This is a genomic window from Streptomyces sp. NPDC006393 (genome assembly GCF_040628575.1).
In the GTDB taxonomy this organism is placed as follows: domain Bacteria; phylum Actinomycetota; class Actinomycetes; order Streptomycetales; family Streptomycetaceae; genus Streptomyces.
Window position 1 is genome coordinate 1 of record NZ_JBEXZD010000107.1, and the last position, 21,715, is coordinate 21,715.

The following is a 21,715-nucleotide window of genomic DNA, read 5'->3' on the forward strand; positions in this document are numbered from 1 at the left end:
GAGCCGTCCCTGCCATCCGACCGCACATAAGGAGACGCTCTCGGATGAGCCCCGTCGAGTACAAGCCTGAACGGCCCCGCACCTTGGTCCGCGACATCCTCGTCGGTGTCGCCGCGAGCCTCGGCTCGGACCTGGTACGGGCCCTCGTCCAGGCGGCGGTGCACCTCCTCGGCTGACCGGGGAGCGGGGCGGGCCTCCGGGTCCGCCCCTTCGCAAGCTGTCATTGCGGCCCGACGGGCTTCCTCCTCAGGACAGGCCCCCACCCGCACGAGTTCTGTCGTGCCTGTGGGGGAAGTACCGTTGCTGCTCCGGAAATCGGCCGCCGAGCTGCGCCCGCTCATCGTTCCTGTCGGCGCCGAGCACCTGCCGCTCACCCAACGGCTGATCGACGAGTACGTTCAGACCCACCCCAACAAGAAGCAACCGGGGAAGGGACTGGTCGCGTCCTGGGACCACAGCCTCCCCGATGTCATCGAGGCGCTTCTCGCCCGGAACCTCGACGGCGTCGAGGTCCTCATCGAGTACGCGACCCCCGGCATGGCCGGCGAAGCCGACGTGATCCTCGCAGGGCAGCACCCGACGACCCAGGACCTGTCCTATGTCGTCGTCGAACTCAAGCAATGGCGCAAGGCGGTGGTGTCTCCCACCAATCCCATCGCAGTGGACGCCGGGTACGGCATGCCGAAACTGCATCCGGTACGCCAGGTTCAGCGCTACTGCGAGTACCTCATCCAGCACCTCGCACCTCTGCACTGTCACCCCGACCGCATCGCCGGAGTCGCGCTGCTGCACAACGCCAGGCATGAGGTCGCCGCTCTCTTCGACCTGCCCCGAAGCGCCCACGGCCGCCTGTACACCAGAGACCAGCTTGGCGACTTCGAGGCGTTTCTCGCCTCGCGTCTGGATCAGGGCGTCTCCGGCGCAAGGGCTGCGGACGTCTTGTGCCGGGCGACGCAGTACGAGGCGCCGTCGTCGAGCGAGGCATTCAGCCGGGTGGGCAGCCCGCATCCGGTCTTCGCCCTTCAGAAAGAACAGGAGATGGCCTTCCAGGAGGTGTACGAGAAGGTCCGCGCCGGCGGAGCCAAGAGCGGCCGCAAGAAAGTCGTCATCATCCAGGGCGGCCCTGGCAGCGGCAAGACGGCCGTCGCTGTCGAGTTGCTGCGGACCTTTCGGCAGGAAGGGCACGAGGTCGTACACGCGAGCGGTTCCCGTTCCTTCACCCGGAACCTGCGCCAAGCCGCCGTGGATGCGGCGCCGCGGGGTACGAAGGGCGCCGTCAAGAAGCAGGCGGGCAGGGACTACCGCTTCTTCCAACAGTTCGGCAAGCTGCCGGAGAACTCCCTCGACGTCCTCATCGCCGACGAAGCCCATCGCGTACGCATCAGGTCCGACGGCCGCGACGTTCCGAAGTGGGTCAAGGAGCGTGGGCTTCCCCAGGCGGACGAGCTGATCCTGGCCGCCGAGGTGCCGGTGTTTCTGCTCGACGACTGGCAGTCTCTGCGGCCGGACGAAGTCGGCTCGGTGGCCTATCTCGTCGAACGGGCCGAGGCGCTGGGGTGCGACTACGAAGTCTTCGAACTGCCCGGCATGTTCCGGGCCGAGGGCAGCTCCGCGTTCCGCGACTGGGTGACGAAGCTGCTGAGTCTCAACCCGACAACCGCACCCCCATGGGTACCCGACGGTCGTTTCGACGTTCGTCTGGCGGAGAGCCCCGAGGAGATGGAGACCTTTCTCGAGGAACGCACCCGCAAGGACAATGCACAGGCGCGGATGACCGCCGGGTTCTGCTGGGAATGGAAGAAACCCAACAACGGCGAACTTCTCCTCGAGGTGCGCATCGGTGACTGGCATCGCCCATGGAACGCCAAGGACGGGGTGTTGCTCGAGGACGTACCCGAGACAAGTCAGTGGGCCACCGATCCACGCGGCTTCGGGCAGATCGGCTGCATCTTCACGGCGCAGAACTTCGAGTTCGACTGGAGCGGCGTCATCATCGGCCAGGACCTTGTCTGGCAGGACGGACGGTTCAGGGTGGACCGGACGAAGACCCACGACGGCAAGCTCAAGCAGGCAAAGGTGAGCGACGAGCAAGTGGACCGCCTGGTGCGACACGCCTACCACGTGCTGCTCACCCGTGCCCGCAAAGGCATTGTCATCTACGCGGAGGACACGGACACACGCCACGCTCTCCGGGAACTGATCTCCGGGACGGTCGCAGACTCCCCGTTGGCCAAGCCCGCGAAGAAGAAGCTTCCGCCGCAGGTCACCAAGGCGGAGCAGGCCGTCGCGCAGCAGCTCGCGATAGAGTTCGACTAATCGTCATTGCGGCCCGACGGGCTTCCGCTCCGCTTCGGTGGAGTCTCGAAGGACATGCCCCCACCCGCACGAGTCACTTCGTGCTGCCTGGGGGCGTTCCTTGCTGTTCCGCGAGTCCGCAGAAGCGATCACCGCGCGGACCCTTGACGGTTCGTTGTTCCTGCACCTCGCCGAGCAGTTCGTGCACATCCACGGTTACAAACCCAGCCCGTCCGAGGCTCGCTCGTGGGAGCGCTCGCTACCCGCGCTTGGGCGGGCCCTGGTCGATGCCGGTCTCGGCCAGGTGGAAGTGCTGGTCGAGTACTCGCTCCCGCTCACCAGCAAACGAGCTGACGCTGTGCTGGCCGGCGCGCATCCGCGAACCGGAGAACCTTCCTACGTTGTTGTCGAATTGAAGCAGTGGAGCCAGGCGTACCCAGACGAGGACGACCCGCTGCTGTGCCGGGTCGACGCCTACACCCAGCCCGTTCTCAACCCCATCGAGCAGGTCCGGGGGTACTGCGACTATCTGGTGAGCTTCAATGGAGCGCTTGCCGACCACGGGGACCGGATCTGCGGTGTGGCCTATCTCCACAACGCCACGGAATTCGGGGTCAGCGGGCTGTACGAAGCGCAGCAGAGCGAGCGCGGACGGATGTTCACTGCCGAGAGGCGCGGCGAGTTCCTCGACTACTTGCGCTCGAAACTCGCACCACGGCCGGGCGCCGCAGAGGCCGACGCCCTGTTGGCCGGGAAGGCCCGTCCCTCACTTCAGCTGATGACGGTGGCGGCTCAGGAGGTGCGTGAACGGGAGCAGTTCGTGCTGCTGGACGAACAGAAGGTGGCGTACGAACTGGTGCTCGCGGCCGTACGTACGGCGGACGAGTCGGATCACAAGGAAGTCCTCGTGGTGGCGGGCGGGCCCGGCACAGGCAAGAGCGTGATCGCGCTCTCCCTCCTGGGAGAGCTCTACCGCCGGGGCACACCGGCATTGCACGCTACTGGCTCACAGTCGTTCACCAAAACCCTGCGAAAGGTAGCGGGCAGCCGCAAACGGGAGGTTCAGGAGCTTTTCAAGTACTTCAACAGCTTCATGACGGCACCAAAGAACAGCCTCTCCGTGCTGATCTGCGACGAGGCCCACCGCATCCGGGAGACCTCCGCGAACCGGTACACCCCCGCCTCGCAGCGCACTGGCAAGCGACAGATCGACGAACTCATAGACGTCGCACGCGTGCCCGTGTTTCTCCTCGACCAACACCAGGTGGTACGGCCGGGGGAAATGGGCACCGTCGAGCAGATCAGGGCCGCTGCGGCTGCACGCGGACTGCGCTGCCGGATCGTGGAGCTGGACAGCCAGTTCCGGTGCGGAGGCAGCGACGCGTACCTCCGGTGGGTGGTACGGCTGCTCGGGCTGGAGGGCACTGGCCCGGTGGTGTGGGAGGACGACGGCAAGGTCGCCCTCGAAGTGGTCGACAGCCCGCAGGAGTTGGAAGCCTTCCTTATGGCCAAGCGCGAGCAGGGCTACGGCGCGCGGATGACCGCCGGATACTGCTGGCCCTGGACCAAGAAGGTCCCGCCCGGCCAGTCCCTGCCCACCGACGTCGTGATCGGCGAATGGGCCCGGCCATGGAACGTCTTCGGCGAGCGTGCCGTGCACGGTGCTCCGCCGGCAGCCCTTTGGGCCACGGATCCGGCCGGATTCGGCCAGGTCGGCTGCGTCTACACTGCCCAGGGCTTCGAGTACGACTGGAACGGAGTCATCATCGGCCCAGACCTCGTGTGGCGAGACGACCGCTGGATCGTCGACCGCACGGCGTCCAAGGATCCCGTGTTCAAGAAATCGACGCCCGATGCCGATGTGGACCGTTTGATCCTGAACACCTACAAGGTTCTGTTGACCCGTGGCATGATCGGAACCGTTATCTACTCGACCGACGCCGAGACCCGTACGAAGCTGCGGGAACTCGTGGCTCCTTCGACACCTGTGCCTGCCCCCGCGTGAAAAGGCATCTGCGGGCCACGGGTTCCCACAGTCCGCGTCATCGAGTGCGGTTCGATTCGCTCGCGGTGACTACGCCCTGCCTTCACCGTGCCTATCCGATGTATTGCCAGCCTCCTCCCACAGCGGAAGCAGGGTGGTAACGCCGACCACCGGGGGGCTTACGCGGCCCGTGTCGGCTGGCACGCCGTCCGGGTCCCGTGCATGCGCTGCTTGCCGTCCACGCCGCGCCGCACCGGGTCTCGTAGGCCTTCTCAACGCCGGAGCGGCCCACGATCGCGCCGGACGGCAGGTCGGGCCTTCACGCGCGTCGCCGGGGCCCCGGCCACTACTAGAGCACACAACGGCCGGGCCTGCGCGTCGAGATCCGAGCGGCCTCCCGGTGGCCTCTGTTCAGTCCCGATGCCCTCAGCCATCACGCCCACTACCGAGGGGCCGCCCCAGTGCACAACGCGTACGCACTTTCCCCGGAACTCGCGGGAACTCCCAGGTAGAAGCGGGAAGTGCCTCGCTCCGAAAAGGACCCTGACCAGGGAAAAACCCCAGTCCAGGGTCACAATGGCAGACGAGTCGGGCTGTACGCCGGGTTCTGTTCCGGGGGGTCCTCGCGGGCCCTCCGGCGACGGCCATCCATCTAGGACCGGCGTTGCCGCCGGCCTCGTGCGGTCTACCCGCGGACTCGGGCGGGCAGCCCTCGAACGTCCGCGCAGGAACCCCGGAGGGTTCCCTCTTGACCTTGCTCCGGGTGGGGTTTACCTAGCTGCCCAGGTCACCCTGGGCACTGGTGGTCTCTTACACCACCGTTTCACCCTTACCGAGGACCGAGGTCCCCGGCGGTCTGCTTTCTGTGGCACTGTCCCGCGGGTCACCCCGGGTGGCCGTTAGCCACCACCCTGCCCTGTGGAGCCCGGACGTTCCTCGGGAAGCCCCCTCGCGGGAACTCCACGCGGCCGTCCGCCCGGCTCGTCTGCCGTGCCGACCATGCTACCGGGCGCGGCGAGGCCCCCGTCCATCCGGGCACAGCAGGGTCAGAGGAAGTCGCTGGTCTCCAGGTCGAAGGCGAACGGCTCCGGGAGGGTCAGCGACTTGCCGAAGGGGAGGGTGCACACCCCCCGGTAGTCGTCGTTCTCCGGCTGGCTGAACAGGGTGACCGAGGAGGCCTCCCGGTCGACGAGCAGGTAGAGCGGGATGCCCCCGCGGGCGTAGCAGCGGCGCTTGGTCTCTCGGTCGGCCTTGGGTTTGGTGGAGGTCACCTCCAGGACCATGGCGACACCGTCGCAGGGCATCCAGGAGTCGGCGCCGCGGTAGAGGCGCAGTGCGGCGGGGGCGAAGGTGCCGTCCGGGATCGCGTGGTCCTTCGGGCAGTCACCGAGGCTCTTCAGTTTCAGGCCCTTGTTCCCGGAGAACTGCATGTCGGTACGGGACCGCCTGATCACTTGGCTCACGATCAGGCCGATGTAGTCCTCGTGGTCCCCGTCCGGCGGCGGCGTCACGACGATCTCCCCCTCGATCAGCTCCGCCCGGAAGCCTTCCGGGGTGTCCAGCGCGAGGAAGCCCTCCAGCAGGACCTCGGCTGCCTGTGTGAGCGGCTCGTGGGCCATGGCAGTCATGTCACGCCCCTCCTTCGGTCGCTCGCCAGACTCGGACATCCCAAGATCACCTGTCCATGAGATCGGGAACCGTTCCCTCGATCGTGGCACAGGAGCACCGCGCCCGTCAGTCGCCGAGCCGCCGCCTTGACCCTCCCGCTACGTCAACGTCTGTACTGCTCGCATGGGGATCACGGAACGCGCCGCCGTCGGGTGCGGGCGGGCACAGGCCTTCGGGTACGCCCGTGCGCGGGGGCCGGTCACGGCCGGGCTGGCGTTGGTGTGCGGGATCGAGACGCTGACCATGTCCGTCCTGCTGCGGGACTGGCCGGCCGCGCACGCGGTGCTGCCGTTCCTCGGGGTGTGCACGATCGTCCTCGTCGTCGGTCTGCACGCGGCCTGCGTGCTCCGGCCGCACCTGCTGACCGCGGGCACCCTGCGCATACGGTCGGCCGCCCACGTGGATCTGCGCGTTCCACTGGAGGTGATCGCGTCCGTACGCCGCGAGGAGCGGACCGCGCGCCGGCGCACCGACGGCGAGCTGGATCTCCCCGTCGGCTCCCGCACGTCGCTCACCCTCGAACTCTCCACCCCCGTCACCCATGTCACCCTCCTCGGCCGGCGCCGGGCCGTGCGGGTGGTCCGCTTTCACGCGGAGGACGCCGAACGGCTCGCGCGCACCCTCAGTACGCTGGCGCGGAGCGCTATGGACAGCTGAAGGAGAAACCCCGTGCTTGTGCTGCTGCCCCCGTCCGAAGGCAAGGCCTCCGCAGGCCGCGGCGCCCCGCTGAGGACGGAGTCGCTGTCGCTGCCGGGGCTGACCGCCGCCCGGGAGGCGGTGCTCGGCGAGCTGGTCGAGCTGTGCTCGGGGGACCCCGACCAGAACCTCAAGGCGCGCGAGGTGCTCGGGCTGAGCGAGGGGCTGCGCGGCGAGGTCGCCAAGAACGCCGCTCTGCGCACGGCGGGCACCCGGCCCGCCGGAGAGATCTACACCGGGGTGCTCTACGACGCCCTCGGGCTGGCCTCGCTCGACACCGCCGCCAAGCGGCGCGCCGCGCGCTCCCTGCTGGTCTTCTCGGGGTTGTGGGGCGCGGTGCGGGTGACCGACCGGATTCCTCCGTATCGGTGCTCGATGGGCGTGAAGCTGCCGGGGCTCGGCGCGCTGGGCGCGTACTGGCGCACACCGATGGCCTCGGTGCTGCCGGAGACCGCCGGGGACGGGCTCGTACTGGATCTGCGGTCCGCCGCCTACGCCGCCGCCTGGAAGCCGAAGGGCGAGGTCGCCGCGCGGACGGCGACCGTGCGCGTGCTGCACTCCCAGGTCGTGGACGGCGTCGAGAAGCGGTCCGTGGTCAGCCACTTCAACAAGGCGACCAAGGGGCGGATCGTCCGCCGCCTGCTGACCGACGGGGCCGCCCCGAAGAACCCCGCCGAACTGGTGGAGGCGCTGCGTGACCTCGGGTTCGTGGTGGAGGCGGAGCCGCCCGCGAGGGCGGGGAAGGCTTGGGCGCTGGATGTGATCGTGACTGAGGTTCACTGAGAGGACCACAACAGAGGGCGTTGCATCATATGCAATGAGCTTTGCGCAGACTGCATCGCGTCGGCAGGATGAGGGCATGCCCTCTGCTTCTTCTGCCGCCCGGCCCGCCTCCGTGCTGGATCTCGCCCCCGTCGTGCCCGTCGTCGTCCTCCAGGACGTCTCCGACGCCGTGCCGCTCGCGCGCGCACTGGTGGCCGGCGGGCTGCCCGCGATCGAGGTGACGCTGCGGACGCCCGCCGCGCCGGCGGCGATCCGGGCGATCGCCGGGGAGGTGCCCGGCGCGGTCGTCGGCGCCGGCACCGTGATCACGCCGGGACAGGTGGCCGAGTCCGTGGCCGCCGGGGCACGGTTCCTGGTCAGCCCGGGGTGGACGGAGGTGCTGCTGGAGGCGATGGCCGGCTCCGGGGTGCCGTACCTGCCGGGGGTGTCGACCGCCTCGGAGGTCGTGGCACTGCTGGAGCGCGGGGTGCGGGAGATGAAGTTCTTCCCGGCGCAGGCGGCCGGCGGCACGGGGTATCTGAAGTCCCTGGCCGGGCCGCTTCCCCAGGCCCGGTTCTGCCCGACGGGCGGGATCGGCCCGGACACCGCCCCCGACTATCTGGCGCTGCCCAACGTCGGTTGTGTCGGCGGCAGTTGGATGGTCCCGGCGGACGCGGTGGCCGCGCGGGACTGGGCCCGGATCGAGGGGCTGGCGCGTGAGGCCGCCGCGCTCAGCGCAGAGGGGACGTGCCGTTAGCGCAGCTGGGCCGTGTCGTCAGCGCAGGTGGGACGTGTCGTTGAGGAGGCGCACGCTGGCGTTGCCGTCCGCGTAGTACGCCACCGCCGACAGCGAGGCCGCCGACAGCTCCATGCGGAACAGGGACTCCGGCGGGGCGCCGAGCGCGAGGCGGACGAACGTCTTGATCGGCGTGACGTGCGTGACGAGCAGGACGGTGCGGCCGGCGTGGGCCACGACCAGCTTGTCCCGGGTGGCGGCGATCCTGGTGGCGGTCGCCGCGAAGCTCTCGCCACCGCCGGTGGGTTCGGCGTCCGCGGAGGCCAGCCAGGCGTCGAGGTCGTCCGGGTGGCGCTCGCGCACCTCGGCGAAGGTGAGCCCTTCCCAGGCGCCGAAGTCGGTCTCGCGCAGGCCGTCGTCGACCGTCACGTCCAGGCCGAGGCGTGCGGCCACGATGGTGGCGGTCTCGCGGGTCCGGGCCAGCGGGGAGGAGACGACGGCCTGGATCGTGCCGCGCCGGGCGAGCGCCACGGCGGCCTTCTCGGCCTGCTCCCGGCCGACGGCGGACAGGGAGGGGTCGGTGCCGCCGCTGCCGGAGAACCGCTTCTGCGGGGTCAGCGGCGTCTCGCCGTGGCGCAGTAGGACGAAGGTGGCGGGTGCGCCGAGGTCGGCGGGCGCCCAGCCGGGGGCGGCGACGGTGCGCGCGGCCCGAACGTCGGCCGCTGAGCGCGCGGCCTGTTCGTCGGCCTCGGCGCGCGCGGCCCGTACGTCGGCGGCCTCGCGGGCGGCGGTCAGAGCGTCGGGGCCGGCGGTGGTGCGGGCAGCGGTGCCGGCGGCGGGCGGCCCCGGCTCCGCCGTGGAACCGCCGGCAGGCGCCTCCAGTTCCGCCGTGGACGCCGACGCCGTCCACTGCTCGCCGCGCGCGCCCGCGTCCATGGCCTCGTTGGCGAGCCGGTCGGCGTGCTTGTTCCGCTCGCGCGGGATCCACTCGTACGTCACCCGCTCGGGCGGGAGGACGCGGGCGGCCTGCGCGGCCAGCGGCTTCAGGTCCGGGTGCTTGATCTTCCAGCGGCCCGTCATCTGCTCGACGACGAGCTTGGAGTCCATGCGGACGTGCACGGTCGCCGCCGGGTCCAGCGCCCGCGCGGCGCGCAGACCGGCGAGCAGGCCCCGGTACTCGGCCACGTTGTTGGTGACGACACCGAGGTACTCGGCGGCCTCCGACAGGACCTGACCGGTGGCCGCGTCACGCACGACCGCCCCGTAGCCCGCGGGCCCCGGGTTGCCCCGCGACCCGCCGTCGGCCTCGACGACGAACTCCCGCACACCCGACTCCCGCACACCGGACTCCCGCACGCCGACCGCCCCTTACAGGCCGGACTCGGCGGTGCGCACCAGGATGCGGCGGCAGTTCTCGCACCGCACGACCGTGTCGGGGGCGGCGGAGCGGATCTCGTTCAGCTCGGTGATGGCGAGCTCCTGGCGGCAGCCCTGGCAGGTGCGCTGGTACAGCTTGGCCGCGCCGATGCCGCCCTGCTGCCCGCGCAGCTTGTCGTACAGCTTGAGCAGGTCGGCGGGGACGGAGCCGGCGACGACCTCGCGTTCCTTGCTGACGGACGCCGCCTCGCCGTCGAGCTCCTCGAAGGCCGCGTCCCGGCGGGCGGCGGCGTCGTCGGCCTTCGCCTGGACGGAGGCGACGCGCTCGGTCAGTTCGGCGACCCGCTCCTGCGCGGACTCGCGGCGCTCCATGACCTCCAGGACGACGTCCTCCAGGTCGCCCTGGCGCTTGGCGAGGGAGGCGATCTCGTGCTGGAGGTTGGACAGGTCCTTGGGCGAGGTGACGGCGCCGGAGTCCAGGCGCTGCTGGTCGCGGGCGGCGCGGGTGCGCACCTGGTCCACGTCCTGCTCGGCCTTGGTCTGCTCGCGGGCGCAGTCGCTCTCCTCGGTCTGCGCGGCCACGAGCAGGTCGCGCAGCTGTGTGAGGTCCTTCGTCAGCGACTCGATCTCGGCGTGCTCCGGCAGGGACTTCCGCTTGTGCGCGAGCTGCTGAAGGCGGACGTCGAGGGCCTGGACGTCGAGGAGTCGGATCTGGTCGGCGGGCGCGGCGTTCAGTTGGGGGCTCCCAGGGGTTCGTCGGTGGTGTCGGTGGACGCCGCGTGGGCGGTCCAGGGGTCGGTGACCGTCTTGGAGACGTGGACGCGCAGGTCCCATCCGTGCCGGTCGGAGATCTCGTCGAGCTGGGCCGCGGCCAGCTCGCACCAGGGCCACTCGGTGGCCCAGTGCGCCGCGTCGAGCAGCGCGACGGGGCTGTGGGCGGCGCGGTCCGCGACGAACTCGGAGGCCGGGTGGTGGCGCAGGTCCGCGGTGAGGAAGGCGTCGACGCCCGCGGCCCGTACGGCGTCGAAGAGGCTGTCGCCGGAACCGCCGCTGACGGCGACGGTACGGACGACGGCCTCGGGGTCGCCGGCCACCCGGATGCCCTGCGCGGTGGCGGGCAGGCACCGGGCGGCGAGCGCGGCGAGCTCGCGGACGGTCAGCGGGTGGTCCAGTTCGCAGACCCGGCCCAGGCCCCGGCGGCCCTCCGGGTCGCCGGCGTCCGGCACGAGGGGCCGTACGACCCTGAGGTCCAGCGCTCCGGCCAGGGCGTCGCTCACGCCCGGGTCGGCGGTGTCGGCGTTGGTGTGGGCCACGTGCAGGGCGATGTCGTGGCGGATCAGCGTGTGCACCACGCGGCCCTTGAAGGTGGAGGCCGCCACGGTCGTCGTACCGCGCAGATAGAGCGGGTGGTGGGTGACGAGCAGGTCGGCGCCCAGCTTCACCGCCTCGTCGACGATCTCCTGGACCGGGTCGACGGCGAACAGGACCCGGCCGACCTCCTGGCCGGGGTCGCCCACGACGGTGCCGACCGCGTCCCAGGACTCGGCCCGCTCGGCGGGCCACAGGGTCTCCAGCGCGGCGATGACTTCAGACAGACGGGGCACGAGTGCAAGGCTACCTGGGTGTTCGCCGCGGCTGAACCGATGCCGCCGCACCGGCCGGAGGCGGACCGAGCCGTTTGAACCGGGTCGCACACGCCCAGCACAAACGTTCCGCTTTTCTCAGGCGAATCGTTCCTGGGCCACCCGTCCGGGTGAAGCCCCCGCCCGCCGGTCCCCCGTCTGTGCGTACGAAAACTAGCGTCCTCACAGGAGGTGACCGAAGGATGACAGTCTGTACCTCTCCGGGGCTTTCGGCAGCACACGAACAGGAGGGTCCCCCACCGTCGCCGGCGGCCGACGAGGACGGCGGTGCGGCACCGGCGGGCTGCGCGATCACGGTGGACGGCGCCTACGCCGCCCGGCTCACCCGCAGCGGGGACTCCTGGTACCCGGAGCGCTGGACCCTGGACGGCCCCGAGCCCTACGCGGTGCCGCTGCCCGGCAACCAGCCCGAGGAGCCCGGCACGGAGGTGCAGCCGATGGGCGACGGCCGGGTCCTCATCCGGCGGCTGGTGGACGGCCGGCACACCTTCTCGCTGCTCTACCCGACCGGCCCGGGCACCGGTGAACTGCTGCTGGGCGCGGTCGAGTCCCCGGAGGGCACCGCGATGCGGCTGCTGCCTCCGGCACCGGGCGGCGAACGGGCGTACGCGCTCGCCGCCGGATCGCGCTCCTCGGCGGTGTGGCTGGTGGCGGGCGGCGGCTTCGGGCCCGAGCTGCTGGCCGAGGTGCCGGGCCACTGCTCGGGCGGGGTCTGGCTGGACCGCACGGGACGGATGCTGGCGCTGGACCGGCGGGCCGGCGGGCGCACCAAGACGGTCGTGGTGGACCTGGGCGACGGCGGCACGGTGTCGCCGCTGCTCCAGATCACTCCCGGCAGCGACGACCGGCTGCTGCTCGCCGATCCCGACAGCGGGCTGCTGCTGATCGGCTCGGACGCGCCCTCGCCCGGGCGGCAACGGCTCGGTTGGGGGGTGCTCGGCAGCACCCTGCCGGTGCGCTTCCCGGAGTGCCTGCGACTCTCCTCGGACTGCGCGATGAGGCCGTTCGCCATCCAGCCGGGGCAGGTGCTGACGCCGGAGCACTGCGCGGTGGCGCTGCACTGCCAGGGCCCGTTCGGCAGCTGGCTCGGCGTGTGGCGGCCCACCGAGCGCGCGGTACGTCATCTGCCCGCGCCCGAGGGGTGGTTGGCGGGCGCGGGGCTGTGGACGGAGGACGGCGTGCTGCGGCTGCCGTACGCCACGGCGGCGGTGCCGTGCGGGGTGGCACGGTGGACGGCCCCGGCGGCGGCACGCGGGCAGACACAGGCAGCGCAGGAACCGACGGCGGCACGCGGGCAGACGCAGGCGGCGCAGAAGCCGGCGGCGGCACAGGAACCGGCGGCGGCACGCGGGCAGACGGCGGCACAGGAACCGACGGCGGCACGCGGGCAGACGCAGGCGGCGCAGAAGCCGGCAGCGGCACAGGAACCGGCGGCGGCACGCGGCCGGACGGCGGCAGAGGATCCGGCGGCGGTGCGGGAGCCGGCGGCGCCTGCGGCGGCCCGCGTGCCCGGGCCCCGGGAAGCCCACCGGCCCGGACGTCGGGAAGAAGCCCACCGAGAAGAAGCCCACCAACAGGAAACCCACCCACAGGAAGCAGCCCGCGGGCCTGGGCCCCAGGCCGCCGGCCCGGCGTCACCCGCGGGGGCGGCACCACCGCCTCCGCCGAGTCCGCAGGCCGCGCCGGCACCGCACGACACCCCGCGGACACCGCCCCCGGCTCCCTCGAGGGTCCCGCTCCCCCTCTCGCTTCCCCTGCCCTCCTCGACGGACGAGACGCCCCGGGCGCCCCACACCCAGACCCCGGAAGCGGAACCTCCGGTATCGGTGGCGGCCCGCCCCGTACCGCTGCAACAGGCCGCGCTCACCGGCCGGATGGCCACCGGCTGACAGGCCGTATGGCGACCAGGTAACGAAGTCGTGCCGGTTGGCGTGGCCGCCTGGATTTCGCCCGAGGTGTGCCGGTTAGACTCGCCCGGCTGTACGAAAGATGATGTTGACGGGGTGAATTGTTCCGATGAGCGACGCCAGCACGACCCAGCCGCCCTCCGCCGAGGCTCCCCGGTCCGAGGGACACGGGAAGCACCGCGGCCAGGTCTCCTCCCACGACGGCGAGACGGCCCCCAGCGGCCGGCACCGCAAGCCGGCGCAGGAGCAGACCGAAGTGGCGGCCTGACGGCACACACGGCGCACAAGGCGCAGAGGACGACGAGCGGCCCCGCCCTTCCCGCGAAGGGCGGGGCCGCTCCGCGTCCAGGAAGCGTCGGTTCAGGAGAGTTCGACGACCGTGTCGGCCAGCACCGGCGCATCGCCCCGCTCGACGGCGCTCACCGCCACCCGGACCCTGTCGCTCCCCTGCCGCCGCCACATGCGGATGCGCAGGGTCTCGCCCGGGTACACCACCCCGGCGAAACGGGTGGCGTAGGAGCGTACGCGGGTGACGTCGCCGTCGAGCAGCGTGTCGACGACCGCCTTGAGCGTCATGCCGTAGGTGCACAGTCCGTGCAGGACGGGCCGGTCGAATCCGGCGGCCCTGGCGAACGCGGGGTCGGCGTGCAGCGGGTTGTCGTCACCGCTGAGCCGGTAGAGGAGGGCCTGGTCCTCGCGGGTCCCTCGCTCGACGGTGCGGTCGGGCTCGGCGGTGCGGTCCGGCTCACCGGTGGGCGCCTCGCCCCGGGTCCGGGCGGAGGGCCCGCGGTCGCCGCCCCAGCCGCCCTCTCCCCGTACGAAGATCCGGGCCTCCTCCGTCCACAGCGGGCCCTCGGCGTCGGCGGCCTCGGTGCGCAGGACGAGGAGGGCCGCCGTGCCCTTGTCGTACACCGCGGTGATGCGGGCGGTGGCGGTCGCGGTGCCCCGTGCGGGGACGGTCCGGTGGACCACGAGGCTCTGGCCGCCGTGCAGGACGCGGGCGAGGTCGACGTCGACACCGGGCACGGACAGGGCGCGGATCACGCCGGGCAGGCCCGCGCCGGCGACCGTGGCGAAGCTCGGCAGCACGTGCAGCCGGGACTCCAGGGTGTAGCGCAGCTCGCCGGGGTCGGTGGCGGGGACGCCCGCGCCGATGCCCAGGTGGTAGAGCTGGACGTCCTTGGCGGTCCAGGAGATCTCGTCGGTCCGGGGGTCGGCGGAGAGCGCCTTGGCGGCGTCGATGGGCATGGGACTCCTGGCGGTGCGTCGGGGCGGTCGGCCGTGTTCTGCCGGGGTCGGCCGTGACATTTGTCCTACCCGAGTCCGTACCGACGCATCTGCCGGGGGTGCCCCGGGCCCCGTAGCGTCATGGGCGAGGAATTTCCGGGGGAGGTCCGGAGGAGGATCCGGGGAAGCCGGAGGACGATCGGGGGAAGAGAGACATGAACTGGTCGAGCAGGATGTCCTGCCACCTCGCGTCGGTGCGGGACGGCGTCCGGGAGGCGCGGGAGACGCGACGGCACTGGCAGGAGCACAAGGAGCGGGTCAAGGCGGACTGGAAGACGTGGCGGCGGACCGGGAAGGTGCCGGACACCCCCGGCCCGCCGCCCACCGGCTTCTCGCTGCTGCCCTGGCTGCTGATGGGGCTGGGCTCGCTGTCGAACGTCCTCCAGGGCAAGACCCCGAATCCGTGGATCGGCGGGATCGGCCTGCTCACCTTCAACTCCCTGTACATCTACATCGTCTTCCGCGCCTTCGACAGGGAGCGGCGCGAGGCGGTCTCCACGCGGGTCGCGCTGCTGCTGATGGGCCTGGTGACCACCGGGCTCGCCCTCGGCTACGGCGGCAGCTGGCTTCTGTTCTTCCCGCTGCTGGGCCTGGCCACGGGCGCGATCCGGCACGGCACCGGCCGCTCGCTGGGGAGAACGGGTGTGCTGCTGTCGGTGTTCGCCGGGTCGGTCTCGGCCGTCCGCGACGGCTGGGACGGGATCAACATCGCCTACGCCACGTTCCTGTCCACCATGGTGACGGCGGCGATCCTGGGGCTGAGCGAGGCCGTGCGGGAGCTGCGCGCGGCGCGTGAGGAACTGGCCCGCCGGGCGGTGGAGGAGGAGCGGCTGCGCTTCTCGCGTGACCTGCACGACCTGCTCGGCCACACCCTGTCGGTGATCGTGGTGAAGTCGGAGGCGGCCCGCCGTCTGGCGTCCCGCGACATGGGTGCGGCCCTGACGCAGATCACCGACATCGAGTCGGTGGGCCGTCAGGCGCTGACCGAGATCCGCGAGGCGGTCACCGGCTACCGCGAGGGCAGCCTCCGCACGGAGCTGGACCGGGCCCGCTCGGCGCTGACGGCCGCCGGCATCGAGCCCGTCGTACGCCGCTCGGGTCCGCCGCTGACCCCGCAGACCGAGGCGCTGCTGGGCTGGGTGGTGCGGGAGGCGGTCACCAACGCCGTACGGCACAGTGGTGCGAGCCGCTGCGAGATCACCGTCGCCGGCACGGACGAGCGTGTCCTGCTCACGGTCGCCGACAACGGCGACGGCACGTCCGCCCAGCCGGCCGTGGAGGGCGTCGGCGGCACCGGTCTGAAGGGACTGACCGAGCGCCTGGCGACCGCGGGCGGCTCCTTGTGGGCGGGCCCGTCGCCGCGCGGCTTCACGGTCACCGCGGAGCTCCCCAGGGACGCGGAGGAACTCTCGGCGGCGGCCTTGTCACCGACGAAGGCACCCACGGACTCGTCGCCCGAGAAGGCACCCACGGACTCGTCGTCCGAGAAGGCACCCATGGACTCGGCCGCGGATACGGCCGCGGGTGCGGCCACGGCTGTGGCGCCGGGAGCGGGATGAGCGTCTTCCCTACTCTTGAGCCGTGAACGAGATGCCCCGGGACCACCGGCCCGCCAAGTCCGTCCGCGTGCTGCTCGCCGAGGACCAGGGAATGATGCGGGGCGCGCTCGCCCTGCTGCTCGGCATGGAGGAGGACATGGAGGTCGTCGCCCAGGTCTCGGCGGGCGACGCGATCGTGGACGCGGCCCTGGCCCACCGGCCCGACGTGGCCCTGCTGGACATCGAACTGCCCGGGATGAGCGGCCTGGACGCCGCCGCCGAGCTGCGCGTGCAAGCGCCCGACTGCCGGGTGCTCATCCTGACGACCTTCGGCCGGCCCGGCTATCTGCGCCGGGCCATGGAGGCGGGCGCCGCGGGCTTCCTGGTGAAGGACGGGCCGGTGGAGGAACTCGCCGCCGCGATCCGCCGCGTGCTCACGGGCGAGACGGTGGTGGACCCGGCCCTCGCGGCGGCCGCCCTGAGCGCCGGGCCGAATCCGCTCACCGCCCGGGAGTGCGACGTCCTCAAGGCGTCCGCGGACGGGGCGACGGTCGCCGACGTCGCGGGCAGGCTCCACCTGTCGGAGTCCACCGTCCGCAACTACCTCTCCTCCGCGATCGGCAAGACCGGCACCCGCAACCGCACGGAAGCCGTACGCGAGGCCCGCCAACAGGGCTGGCTGTAGAACGCCCGGCAGAACGCCCCGCACCCGCCGCACCTGGCGGTGCCTCCGGCCCACGAAAGCCCTACGCGAGGCCCGCCAACACGGCCGGCTGTAGAACGCCCGGCACGACACCCCGCACCCGCTCCACCTGGCGGTGCCCCCCGCCCACGAAAGCCGTACGCAAGGCCCACCAACAGGCCTGGCTGTAGAACCGCCGGCACGACACCCCGCACCCGCTCCACCTGGCGGTGCCCCCCGCCCACGAAAGGCCTACGCGAGGCCCGCCAACACGGCCGGCTGTAGAACGCCCGGCACGACACCCCGCACCCGCTCCACCTGGCGGTGCCCCCCGCCCACGAAAGCCGTACGCAAGGCCCACCAACAGGCCTGGCTGTAGAACCGCCGGCACGACACCCCGCACCCGCTCCACCTGGCGGTGCCCCCCGCCCACGAAAGCCGTACGCAAGGCCCACCAACAGGCCTGGCTGTAGAACGCCCGGCACGACACCCCGCACCCGCTCCACCTGGCGGCGGTGCCTCCCGCCCTCCGAGACCCGGCTCGCCCACCCACCCGGCAGGCGCGGACCGCCGCGCCCTCCAGGCTCGTGCTCCCCCGCCACCCGGGCAGGCAAGCCCGTCCCGCCCCGCTCTCCGGCCGGGCGCGCCCGACAGCCGACCGCTCCCCGGCCCGGCCCGCCCGACAGCCGACCACCCGCCGGCCCGACCCGTCCTTCGAGCCCGACCCCACCCGACAGGCGCAACCCCTCGACGGCCCGACCCCACCCGACAGGCGCAACCCCTCGACGGCCCGACCCCACCCGGCAGGCGCAGCCCCTCGGCCGCCCGACCCCACCCGGCAGGCGCAGCCCCTTGACGGCCCGGCCCGCCCCGGGCGGGCCGCCGCCCGGGTCTGCCCCTCCTGCCTCTACCCCGCCTTCCGGGGCTCGTCCGCTTGTCGGGCCGGCCGTGGCAGCCAGGCCAGCATCAGCAGGGCGGCCACGAGCAGCACCGCTGTCGCCGTGCGGAAGACCAGGGCGTAGCCCTCCGTGAGGGCCGCCGGGGTGGCGCGGTCGCCCGTGCGGGCCGCCGCGATGGTGGACATGACCGCGAGGCCCAGCGAACCGCCCATCGTGCGGGAGGTGTTGATCAGCCCGGAGACCAGGCCGGCGTCCCCTGGTGCCGCACCGGAGGTGGCCAGCGCGGCGAGCGGGGTCGCCGCCAGGCCCGCGCCCAGCATCATCAGCACGCCCGGGATCATGATCGCCGTCAGGTACGCGCCGTCGGCCCGCATCGTCGACTGCCAGGCGAACCCCGCCCCCGCGACCAGTGTCCCCAGCACGGCGACGTTGCGCGGGCCGGCGCCCCGCATCAGGCGCGGGGCCAGCTTGGAGCCGAGGACGACGGCCAGCGAGCTGGGGACCAGGGCGAGTCCGGCGTCCAGCGGCGAATAGCCGAGCACGTTCTGCGCGTACAGCGTCATGAAGAACCACATGCAGAACATCGCCGAACCGGAGACCAGCATCGCCGCGTTCGCCGACGCCACTGCGCGCAGCCGCAGCAGACCCAGCGGCATCAGCGGGGCGGTCGTGCGCGCCTCGACCGCGAGGAACAGCGCGACGAGCACGAGCCCGGCCGACAGCGGCGCCAGTGTGACCTCCGCCGTCCAGCCCTCGGCCTCGGTCTGCGAGATGCCGTACGCCAGCGTGGCCAGCCCCGCCGTCACCAGCAGCGCGCCCGGCAGGTCGAGCCGCCGCCCTCCGCCGGCCCGGCTCTCCACCAGCCAGCGCACGGACGCGGCCAGCACCACCGCGCCGACCGGCACGTTGATCAGCAGCACCCACCGCCACGACAGGCCCTGCACCAGGACCCCGCCGACCAGGCCGCCCGCCGCACCGCCGCCCGCCCCGACCGCCGTCCACGTGGCTATGGCCCGCGCCCGCGCCGCGCCCTCGGGCACCGCCGACGTCAGCAGCGTCAGCGTGGACGGCGCCAGCACGGCCGCGCCCAGCCCCTGGACGGCCCGCGCGAGCAGCAGCTGCCAGCCCTCCTGGGCCAGCCCGCCGCCCAGCGAGGCCAGCGTGAACAGGCCGAGCCCGACCAGGAACATGCTCTTGCGCCCGTAGAGGTCGCCGGCCCGGCCGCCCAGCAGCATGAACCCGGCGAAGGCGATGGCGTAGGCGTTCACCACCCACTGCAGCCCGGCCTCGCTCAGCCCGAGGTCGGCCCGCATCGACGGCAGGGCGACGTTCACGACGGACACGTCCAGCACGACGAGGAACTGTCCGGCGCAGGCGAGGGCCACCACGAGCCAGGTGGGCGGTGGCGCCGTGCGCCGGCGGACGGTCGGGGTGAGGTCGGTGGCTTCGAGCATGGGTGTCATGGTCTCAAGCCGCCCGCGCCCCTTGCATCGGGATTTCGCACCGGCCCGCCTGGTCCGGAAGTCCTAGTCCCCCACCGCCCCCCATTTTCCTGAAATCCAGTCAGATTCTTACGGAACGGTCAAGGATTCGTTAGTACGCCAAAGCATCGGAATAGTTGCCTCGGCCTACGGGGTTAACCCGGCACTTGATCCGCACGGATGACCACTCACTCGAACTTCACGGCCCGGAGGCCTTCCTCAATGACGCTCACGACGCCCAGTCGGCCCGCCCGGAGTGCGAGCGGGGCCGTCGTCCCCGTGCTCGCCTTCGCGGGCATCGTTGTGGCGGTGATGCAGACCCTGCTCGTCCCGGTCATCAAGGACCTGCCACAGCTGCTGAACACCTCTGCCAGCAACGCCACCTGGGTCCTGACCTCCACCCTCCTCTCGGGCGCCGTGGCCACTCCGATCATGGGCCGCCTCGGCGACCTGTACGGCAAGCGCCGGATGCTGGTCACCAGCCTCGCGGTGATGGTGGTCGGCGCGCTGGTCAGCGCGTTCACCAGCGCGCTGCTCCCCATGATCGTGGGCCGCACCCTCCAGGGCTTCGCCATGGGCGCGATCCCCCTCGGCATCGGTCTGATGCGCGACATGCTCCCGCGCGAGAAGCTCGGCTCGGCCATGGCCCTGATGAGCTCCTCGATCGGCGTCGGCGGCGGACTGGCGCTGCCCGCCGCCGCCCTGGTCGCCCAGCACACCGATTGGCACGCCCTCTTCTACGGCGCCGCCGGCCTCGGCGTGCTCTCCATCGCCCTCACCCTCCTCACCGTCCCCGAGTCCCCGATGCGCGCCGAGGGCTCCTTCGACCTGCTGGGCGCGCTCGGCCTGTCCGCGGGCCTGGTCCTGTTCCTGCTGCCCATCACCAAGGGCAGCGACTGGGGCTGGTCGTCGGCCACCACGCTCGGTCTGTTCGCCGCGGCCGTCGTCGTCCTGCTGCTGTGGGGCCTGCTGGAACTGCGCATCAAGGCACCGCTGGTCGACCTGCGCACCACCGCCCGCCGCGAGGTGCTGCTGACCAACCTCGCCTCGATCATGGTCGGCGTCGCCTTCTACGTCGTCTCCCTCGTCCTGCCGCAGCTGCTCCAGCTGCCCACCGCCACCGGCTACGGCCTCGGCCAGTCCATGGTGGTCGCGGGCCTGTGCGTGGCCCCGCTGGGCCTGACGATGATGTTCACCGCGCCGGTCTACGCCCGTCTGTCCGCCCGCTACGGCCCGAAGGTCACCCTGATCCTCGGCCTGCTGATCATCGCGATCGGCTACGGCGGCGGCCTCGGCCTGATGAGCGCGGCCTGGCAGACCGTCGTCACCTCCGTCATGCTGGGCGCCGGCATCGGCCTGGCCTACTCCTCGCTGCCGGCGCTGATCGTCGGCGCGGTCCCGGCCTCCGAGACGGGCGCGGCCAACGGCCTGAACACCCTGATGCGGTCCATCGGTACCTCGGTGTCCAGCGCCGTGGTCGGCATGGTGCTGGCGAACACCGCCGACCACGTGGGCGGCCTCGCCGTCCCGACCATGCACGGTTTCCGCGTCTCCTTCCTGATCGCCACCGCCGCCGTCGCCCTCGGCCTGCTGCTCGCCCTGTGCCTGCCCCGGCCGAACCGCCAGGCCGCCTCGCAGCTGCGCGCCAGCAGCGAGGAGGAGGCCAACCTGGCCCGCGCCCAGGAGGTGCTGCGGGGCTTCCGCGGCCGGGTCCTGGACGCCGACGGCGCCCCGGTCGCCCGCGCCAAGGTCACCCTGATCGACCGCCGCGGCCGCCAGGCGGGCGCCACCCTCTCCGCCGAGGACGGCAGCTACGCGCTCGCGGTCCCCGCCGAGGGCCCGTACGTCCTGGCCGCCCGCGCCGCCGGCCACGGCCCGCACGCCTCCGCGGCGACCCACGCGGGCGACGACCGCCCGGTCGACCTGGACCTGTCCCTGCCGGGCGAGGCGGTCACCGCGTGAGCCGGGACTCCCGCCGCTGAGACACACGCCACTGCGAGACAAAGCCCACCGCACCCCCGGTCGAACCGCCGACCGGGGGTGCGGCACGATGGGCGCCCTGAGCGGACGTACGACCGGAAGGACCCCACCCCCATGCCCGCGGCAGCACCGAAGCCCGACATCCTGGCCGCGTTCGAGGCCGCGAAGGGCTTCATGCCCACCGGCGAGGGGCTGGCGCTGTACGCGGCGGCGGTGGAGGCCGGGCGGCTCGGGCTGCCGCTGCTGGAGGTCGGCTCGTACTGCGGGCGGTCCACGATCCTGCTCGCGGACGCGGCCCGGCAGGCCGGGGTCACCGCGCTCACCGTCGACCACCACCGCGGCAGCGAGGAGCAGCAGCCCGGCTGGGAGTACCACGACCCGGAGACGGTCGACCCCGAGATCGGCCTGATGGACACGCTGCCCACCTTCCGGCGCACGCTGCACCGGGCGGGCCTGGAGGAGCACGTGGTGGCGCTCGTGGGCCGCTCGCCCCGGGTCGCCGCGCTGTGGAACACCCCCCTCGGGCTGGTCTTCGTCGACGGCGGCCACACCGACGAGCACGCCGGCGCGGACTACGAGGGCTGGGCGCCGCACGTGGCCGTGGGCGGTCTGCTGGTCATCCACGACGTGTTCCCGGACCCGGTGGACGAGTTCACCGGGCAGGCCCCGTACCGCGTGTACCTGAGGGCCCTGGAGTCCGGCGAGTTCACCGAGGTCTCGGTGACCGACTCGCTGCGCGTCCTGCGGCGAACCGAAGCGGCCACCCCCGCCCGCGGTTAG

General features: G+C 72.3%; 17 protein-coding genes, 1 other RNA gene and 1 pseudogene. 12 read left to right on the forward strand and 7 right to left on the reverse strand.

What is annotated here, in order from left to right:
• The first annotated feature begins 44 nt into the window (after positions 1-44).
• The 3 genes from ABZ484_RS31265 (at position 45) to ABZ484_RS31275 (ending at position 4,300) form a co-directional block, all read left to right on the forward strand.
• Positions 45-176 (forward strand): DUF6408 family protein, encoded by a 132-nt coding sequence (locus ABZ484_RS31265; RefSeq protein ID WP_358869289.1) that lies wholly within the window; start codon positions 45-47, stop codon positions 174-176.
• Positions 177-300: 124 nt separating this feature from the next.
• Positions 301-2,316: a DUF2075 domain-containing protein gene (locus ABZ484_RS31270; RefSeq protein WP_358869290.1), complete on the forward strand. Its 2,016-nt coding sequence runs from the start codon at positions 301-303 to the stop codon at positions 2,314-2,316.
• Between the two features lie 100 nt (positions 2,317-2,416).
• Positions 2,417-4,300 (forward strand): DUF2075 domain-containing protein, encoded by a 1,884-nt coding sequence (locus tag ABZ484_RS31275; RefSeq protein WP_358869291.1) that lies wholly within the window; start codon positions 2,417-2,419, stop codon positions 4,298-4,300.
• Positions 4,301-4,859: 559 nt separating this feature from the next.
• On the opposite strand, the gene rnpB is transcribed toward ABZ484_RS31275, so the two are convergent.
• Positions 4,860-5,263: RNase P RNA component class A (gene rnpB / locus ABZ484_RS31280), an RNA gene on the reverse strand.
• A gap of 62 nt (positions 5,264-5,325) precedes the next feature.
• Positions 5,326-5,907 carry a Uma2 family endonuclease gene (locus ABZ484_RS31285; protein ID WP_358869292.1) on the reverse strand — a complete coding sequence of 194 codons (582 nt, stop codon included), beginning with the start codon at positions 5,905-5,907 and terminating at the stop codon, positions 5,326-5,328.
• 163 nt (positions 5,908-6,070) lie between these two features.
• Here ABZ484_RS31285 and ABZ484_RS31290 point away from each other — a divergent pair, with 163 nt between their 5' ends.
• From ABZ484_RS31290 to eda, 3 genes are all read left to right on the forward strand, one after another.
• Positions 6,071-6,604 carry a hypothetical protein gene (locus tag ABZ484_RS31290; protein ID WP_358869293.1) on the forward strand — a complete coding sequence of 178 codons (534 nt, stop codon included), beginning with the start codon at positions 6,071-6,073 and terminating at the stop codon, positions 6,602-6,604.
• 12 nt (positions 6,605-6,616) lie between these two features.
• Entirely contained in the window at positions 6,617-7,426 is an 810-nt protein-coding gene (gene yaaA / locus ABZ484_RS31295; RefSeq protein WP_358869294.1) for a peroxide stress protein YaaA, read from the forward strand.
• Between the two features lie 76 nt (positions 7,427-7,502).
• Positions 7,503-8,162 carry a bifunctional 4-hydroxy-2-oxoglutarate aldolase/2-dehydro-3-deoxy-phosphogluconate aldolase gene (gene eda / locus ABZ484_RS31300; RefSeq protein ID WP_358869295.1) on the forward strand — a complete coding sequence of 220 codons (660 nt, stop codon included), beginning with the start codon at positions 7,503-7,505 and terminating at the stop codon, positions 8,160-8,162.
• 18 nt (positions 8,163-8,180) lie between these two features.
• Here eda and ABZ484_RS31305 read toward each other — a convergent pair whose 3' ends face one another.
• The 3 genes from ABZ484_RS31305 to ABZ484_RS31315 are packed head-to-tail and all read right to left on the reverse strand — an operon-like array spanning position 8,181 to position 11,122.
• Positions 8,181-9,467, reverse strand: a complete 1,287-nt coding sequence (locus ABZ484_RS31305; RefSeq protein WP_358869311.1) for a bifunctional RNase H/acid phosphatase — start codon at positions 9,465-9,467, stop codon at positions 8,181-8,183.
• Between the two features lie 42 nt (positions 9,468-9,509).
• Positions 9,510-10,253 (reverse strand): C4-type zinc ribbon domain-containing protein, encoded by a 744-nt coding sequence (locus ABZ484_RS31310; RefSeq protein WP_358869312.1) that lies wholly within the window; start codon positions 10,251-10,253, stop codon positions 9,510-9,512.
• A complete protein-coding gene (locus ABZ484_RS31315) occupies positions 10,250-11,122 on the reverse strand; it encodes a Nif3-like dinuclear metal center hexameric protein (protein WP_358869296.1) in 873 nt (290 codons plus the stop codon). The genes ABZ484_RS31310 and ABZ484_RS31315 overlap by 4 nt, the downstream gene beginning before the upstream one ends.
• 221 nt (positions 11,123-11,343) lie before the next feature.
• Between ABZ484_RS31315 and ABZ484_RS31320 the strand changes: the two are divergent.
• Together ABZ484_RS31320 and ABZ484_RS31325 are read left to right on the forward strand one after the other, a co-directional pair.
• Positions 11,344-12,390, forward strand: a pseudogene (locus ABZ484_RS31320) (hypothetical protein); the annotation flags it as partial.
• Positions 12,391-13,177: 787 nt separating this feature from the next.
• A complete protein-coding gene (locus ABZ484_RS31325; RefSeq protein WP_358869297.1) occupies positions 13,178-13,336 on the forward strand; it encodes a hypothetical protein in 159 nt (52 codons plus the stop codon).
• Between the two features lie 92 nt (positions 13,337-13,428).
• Here ABZ484_RS31325 and ABZ484_RS31330 read toward each other — a convergent pair whose 3' ends face one another.
• Positions 13,429-14,316: a MaoC/PaaZ C-terminal domain-containing protein gene (locus ABZ484_RS31330; protein ID WP_358869298.1), complete on the reverse strand. Its 888-nt coding sequence runs from the start codon at positions 14,314-14,316 to the stop codon at positions 13,429-13,431.
• Positions 14,317-14,510: 194 nt separating this feature from the next.
• On the opposite strand from ABZ484_RS31330, the gene ABZ484_RS31335 reads away from it, so the two are divergent.
• Entirely contained in the window at positions 14,511-15,914 is a 1,404-nt protein-coding gene (locus ABZ484_RS31335) for a sensor histidine kinase (RefSeq protein ID WP_358869299.1), read from the forward strand.
• Between the two features lie 31 nt (positions 15,915-15,945).
• Positions 15,946-16,578, forward strand: coding sequence for a response regulator transcription factor (locus ABZ484_RS31340; RefSeq protein ID WP_358869313.1), 633 nt, complete (start codon positions 15,946-15,948; stop codon positions 16,576-16,578).
• Between the two features lie 904 nt (positions 16,579-17,482).
• Here ABZ484_RS31340 and ABZ484_RS31345 read toward each other — a convergent pair.
• Positions 17,483-18,937 (reverse strand): MFS transporter, encoded by a 1,455-nt coding sequence (locus ABZ484_RS31345; protein WP_358869300.1) that lies wholly within the window; start codon positions 18,935-18,937, stop codon positions 17,483-17,485.
• Positions 18,938-19,177: 240 nt separating this feature from the next.
• Here ABZ484_RS31345 and ABZ484_RS31350 point away from each other — a divergent pair, with 240 nt between their 5' ends.
• Positions 19,178-20,917, forward strand: coding sequence for an MFS transporter (locus tag ABZ484_RS31350; RefSeq protein WP_358869301.1), 1,740 nt, complete (start codon positions 19,178-19,180; stop codon positions 20,915-20,917).
• A 132-nt stretch (positions 20,918-21,049) separates the two neighbouring features.
• Positions 21,050-21,715 carry a class I SAM-dependent methyltransferase gene (locus ABZ484_RS31355; protein WP_358869302.1) on the forward strand — a complete coding sequence of 222 codons (666 nt, stop codon included), beginning with the start codon at positions 21,050-21,052 and terminating at the stop codon, positions 21,713-21,715.

Bases quoted from the DNA above. Each gene is read 5' to 3' on its own strand.
- eda (WP_358869295.1), top strand. From the start codon at position 7,503: ATGCCCTCTGCTTCTTCTGCCGCCCGGCCCGCCTCCGTGCTGGATCTC.
- ABZ484_RS31325 (WP_358869297.1), top strand. From the start codon at position 13,178: ATGAGCGACGCCAGCACGACCCAGCCGCCCTCCGCCGAGGCTCCCCGG.
- ABZ484_RS31335 (WP_358869299.1), top strand. From the start codon at position 14,511: ATGAACTGGTCGAGCAGGATGTCCTGCCACCTCGCGTCGGTGCGGGAC.
- ABZ484_RS31265 (WP_358869289.1), top strand. From the start codon at position 45: ATGAGCCCCGTCGAGTACAAGCCTGAACGGCCCCGCACCTTGGTCCGC.
- ABZ484_RS31290 (WP_358869293.1), top strand. From the start codon at position 6,071: ATGGGGATCACGGAACGCGCCGCCGTCGGGTGCGGGCGGGCACAGGCC.
- ABZ484_RS31345 (WP_358869300.1), bottom strand. From the start codon at position 18,937: ATGACACCCATGCTCGAAGCCACCGACCTCACCCCGACCGTCCGCCGG.
- ABZ484_RS31350 (WP_358869301.1), top strand. From the start codon at position 19,178: ATGACGCTCACGACGCCCAGTCGGCCCGCCCGGAGTGCGAGCGGGGCC.
- ABZ484_RS31330 (WP_358869298.1), bottom strand. From the start codon at position 14,316: ATGCCCATCGACGCCGCCAAGGCGCTCTCCGCCGACCCCCGGACCGAC.
- ABZ484_RS31285 (WP_358869292.1), bottom strand. From the start codon at position 5,907: ATGACTGCCATGGCCCACGAGCCGCTCACACAGGCAGCCGAGGTCCTG.
- ABZ484_RS31340 (WP_358869313.1), top strand. From the start codon at position 15,946: ATGCCCCGGGACCACCGGCCCGCCAAGTCCGTCCGCGTGCTGCTCGCC.
- ABZ484_RS31355 (WP_358869302.1), top strand. From the start codon at position 21,050: ATGCCCGCGGCAGCACCGAAGCCCGACATCCTGGCCGCGTTCGAGGCC.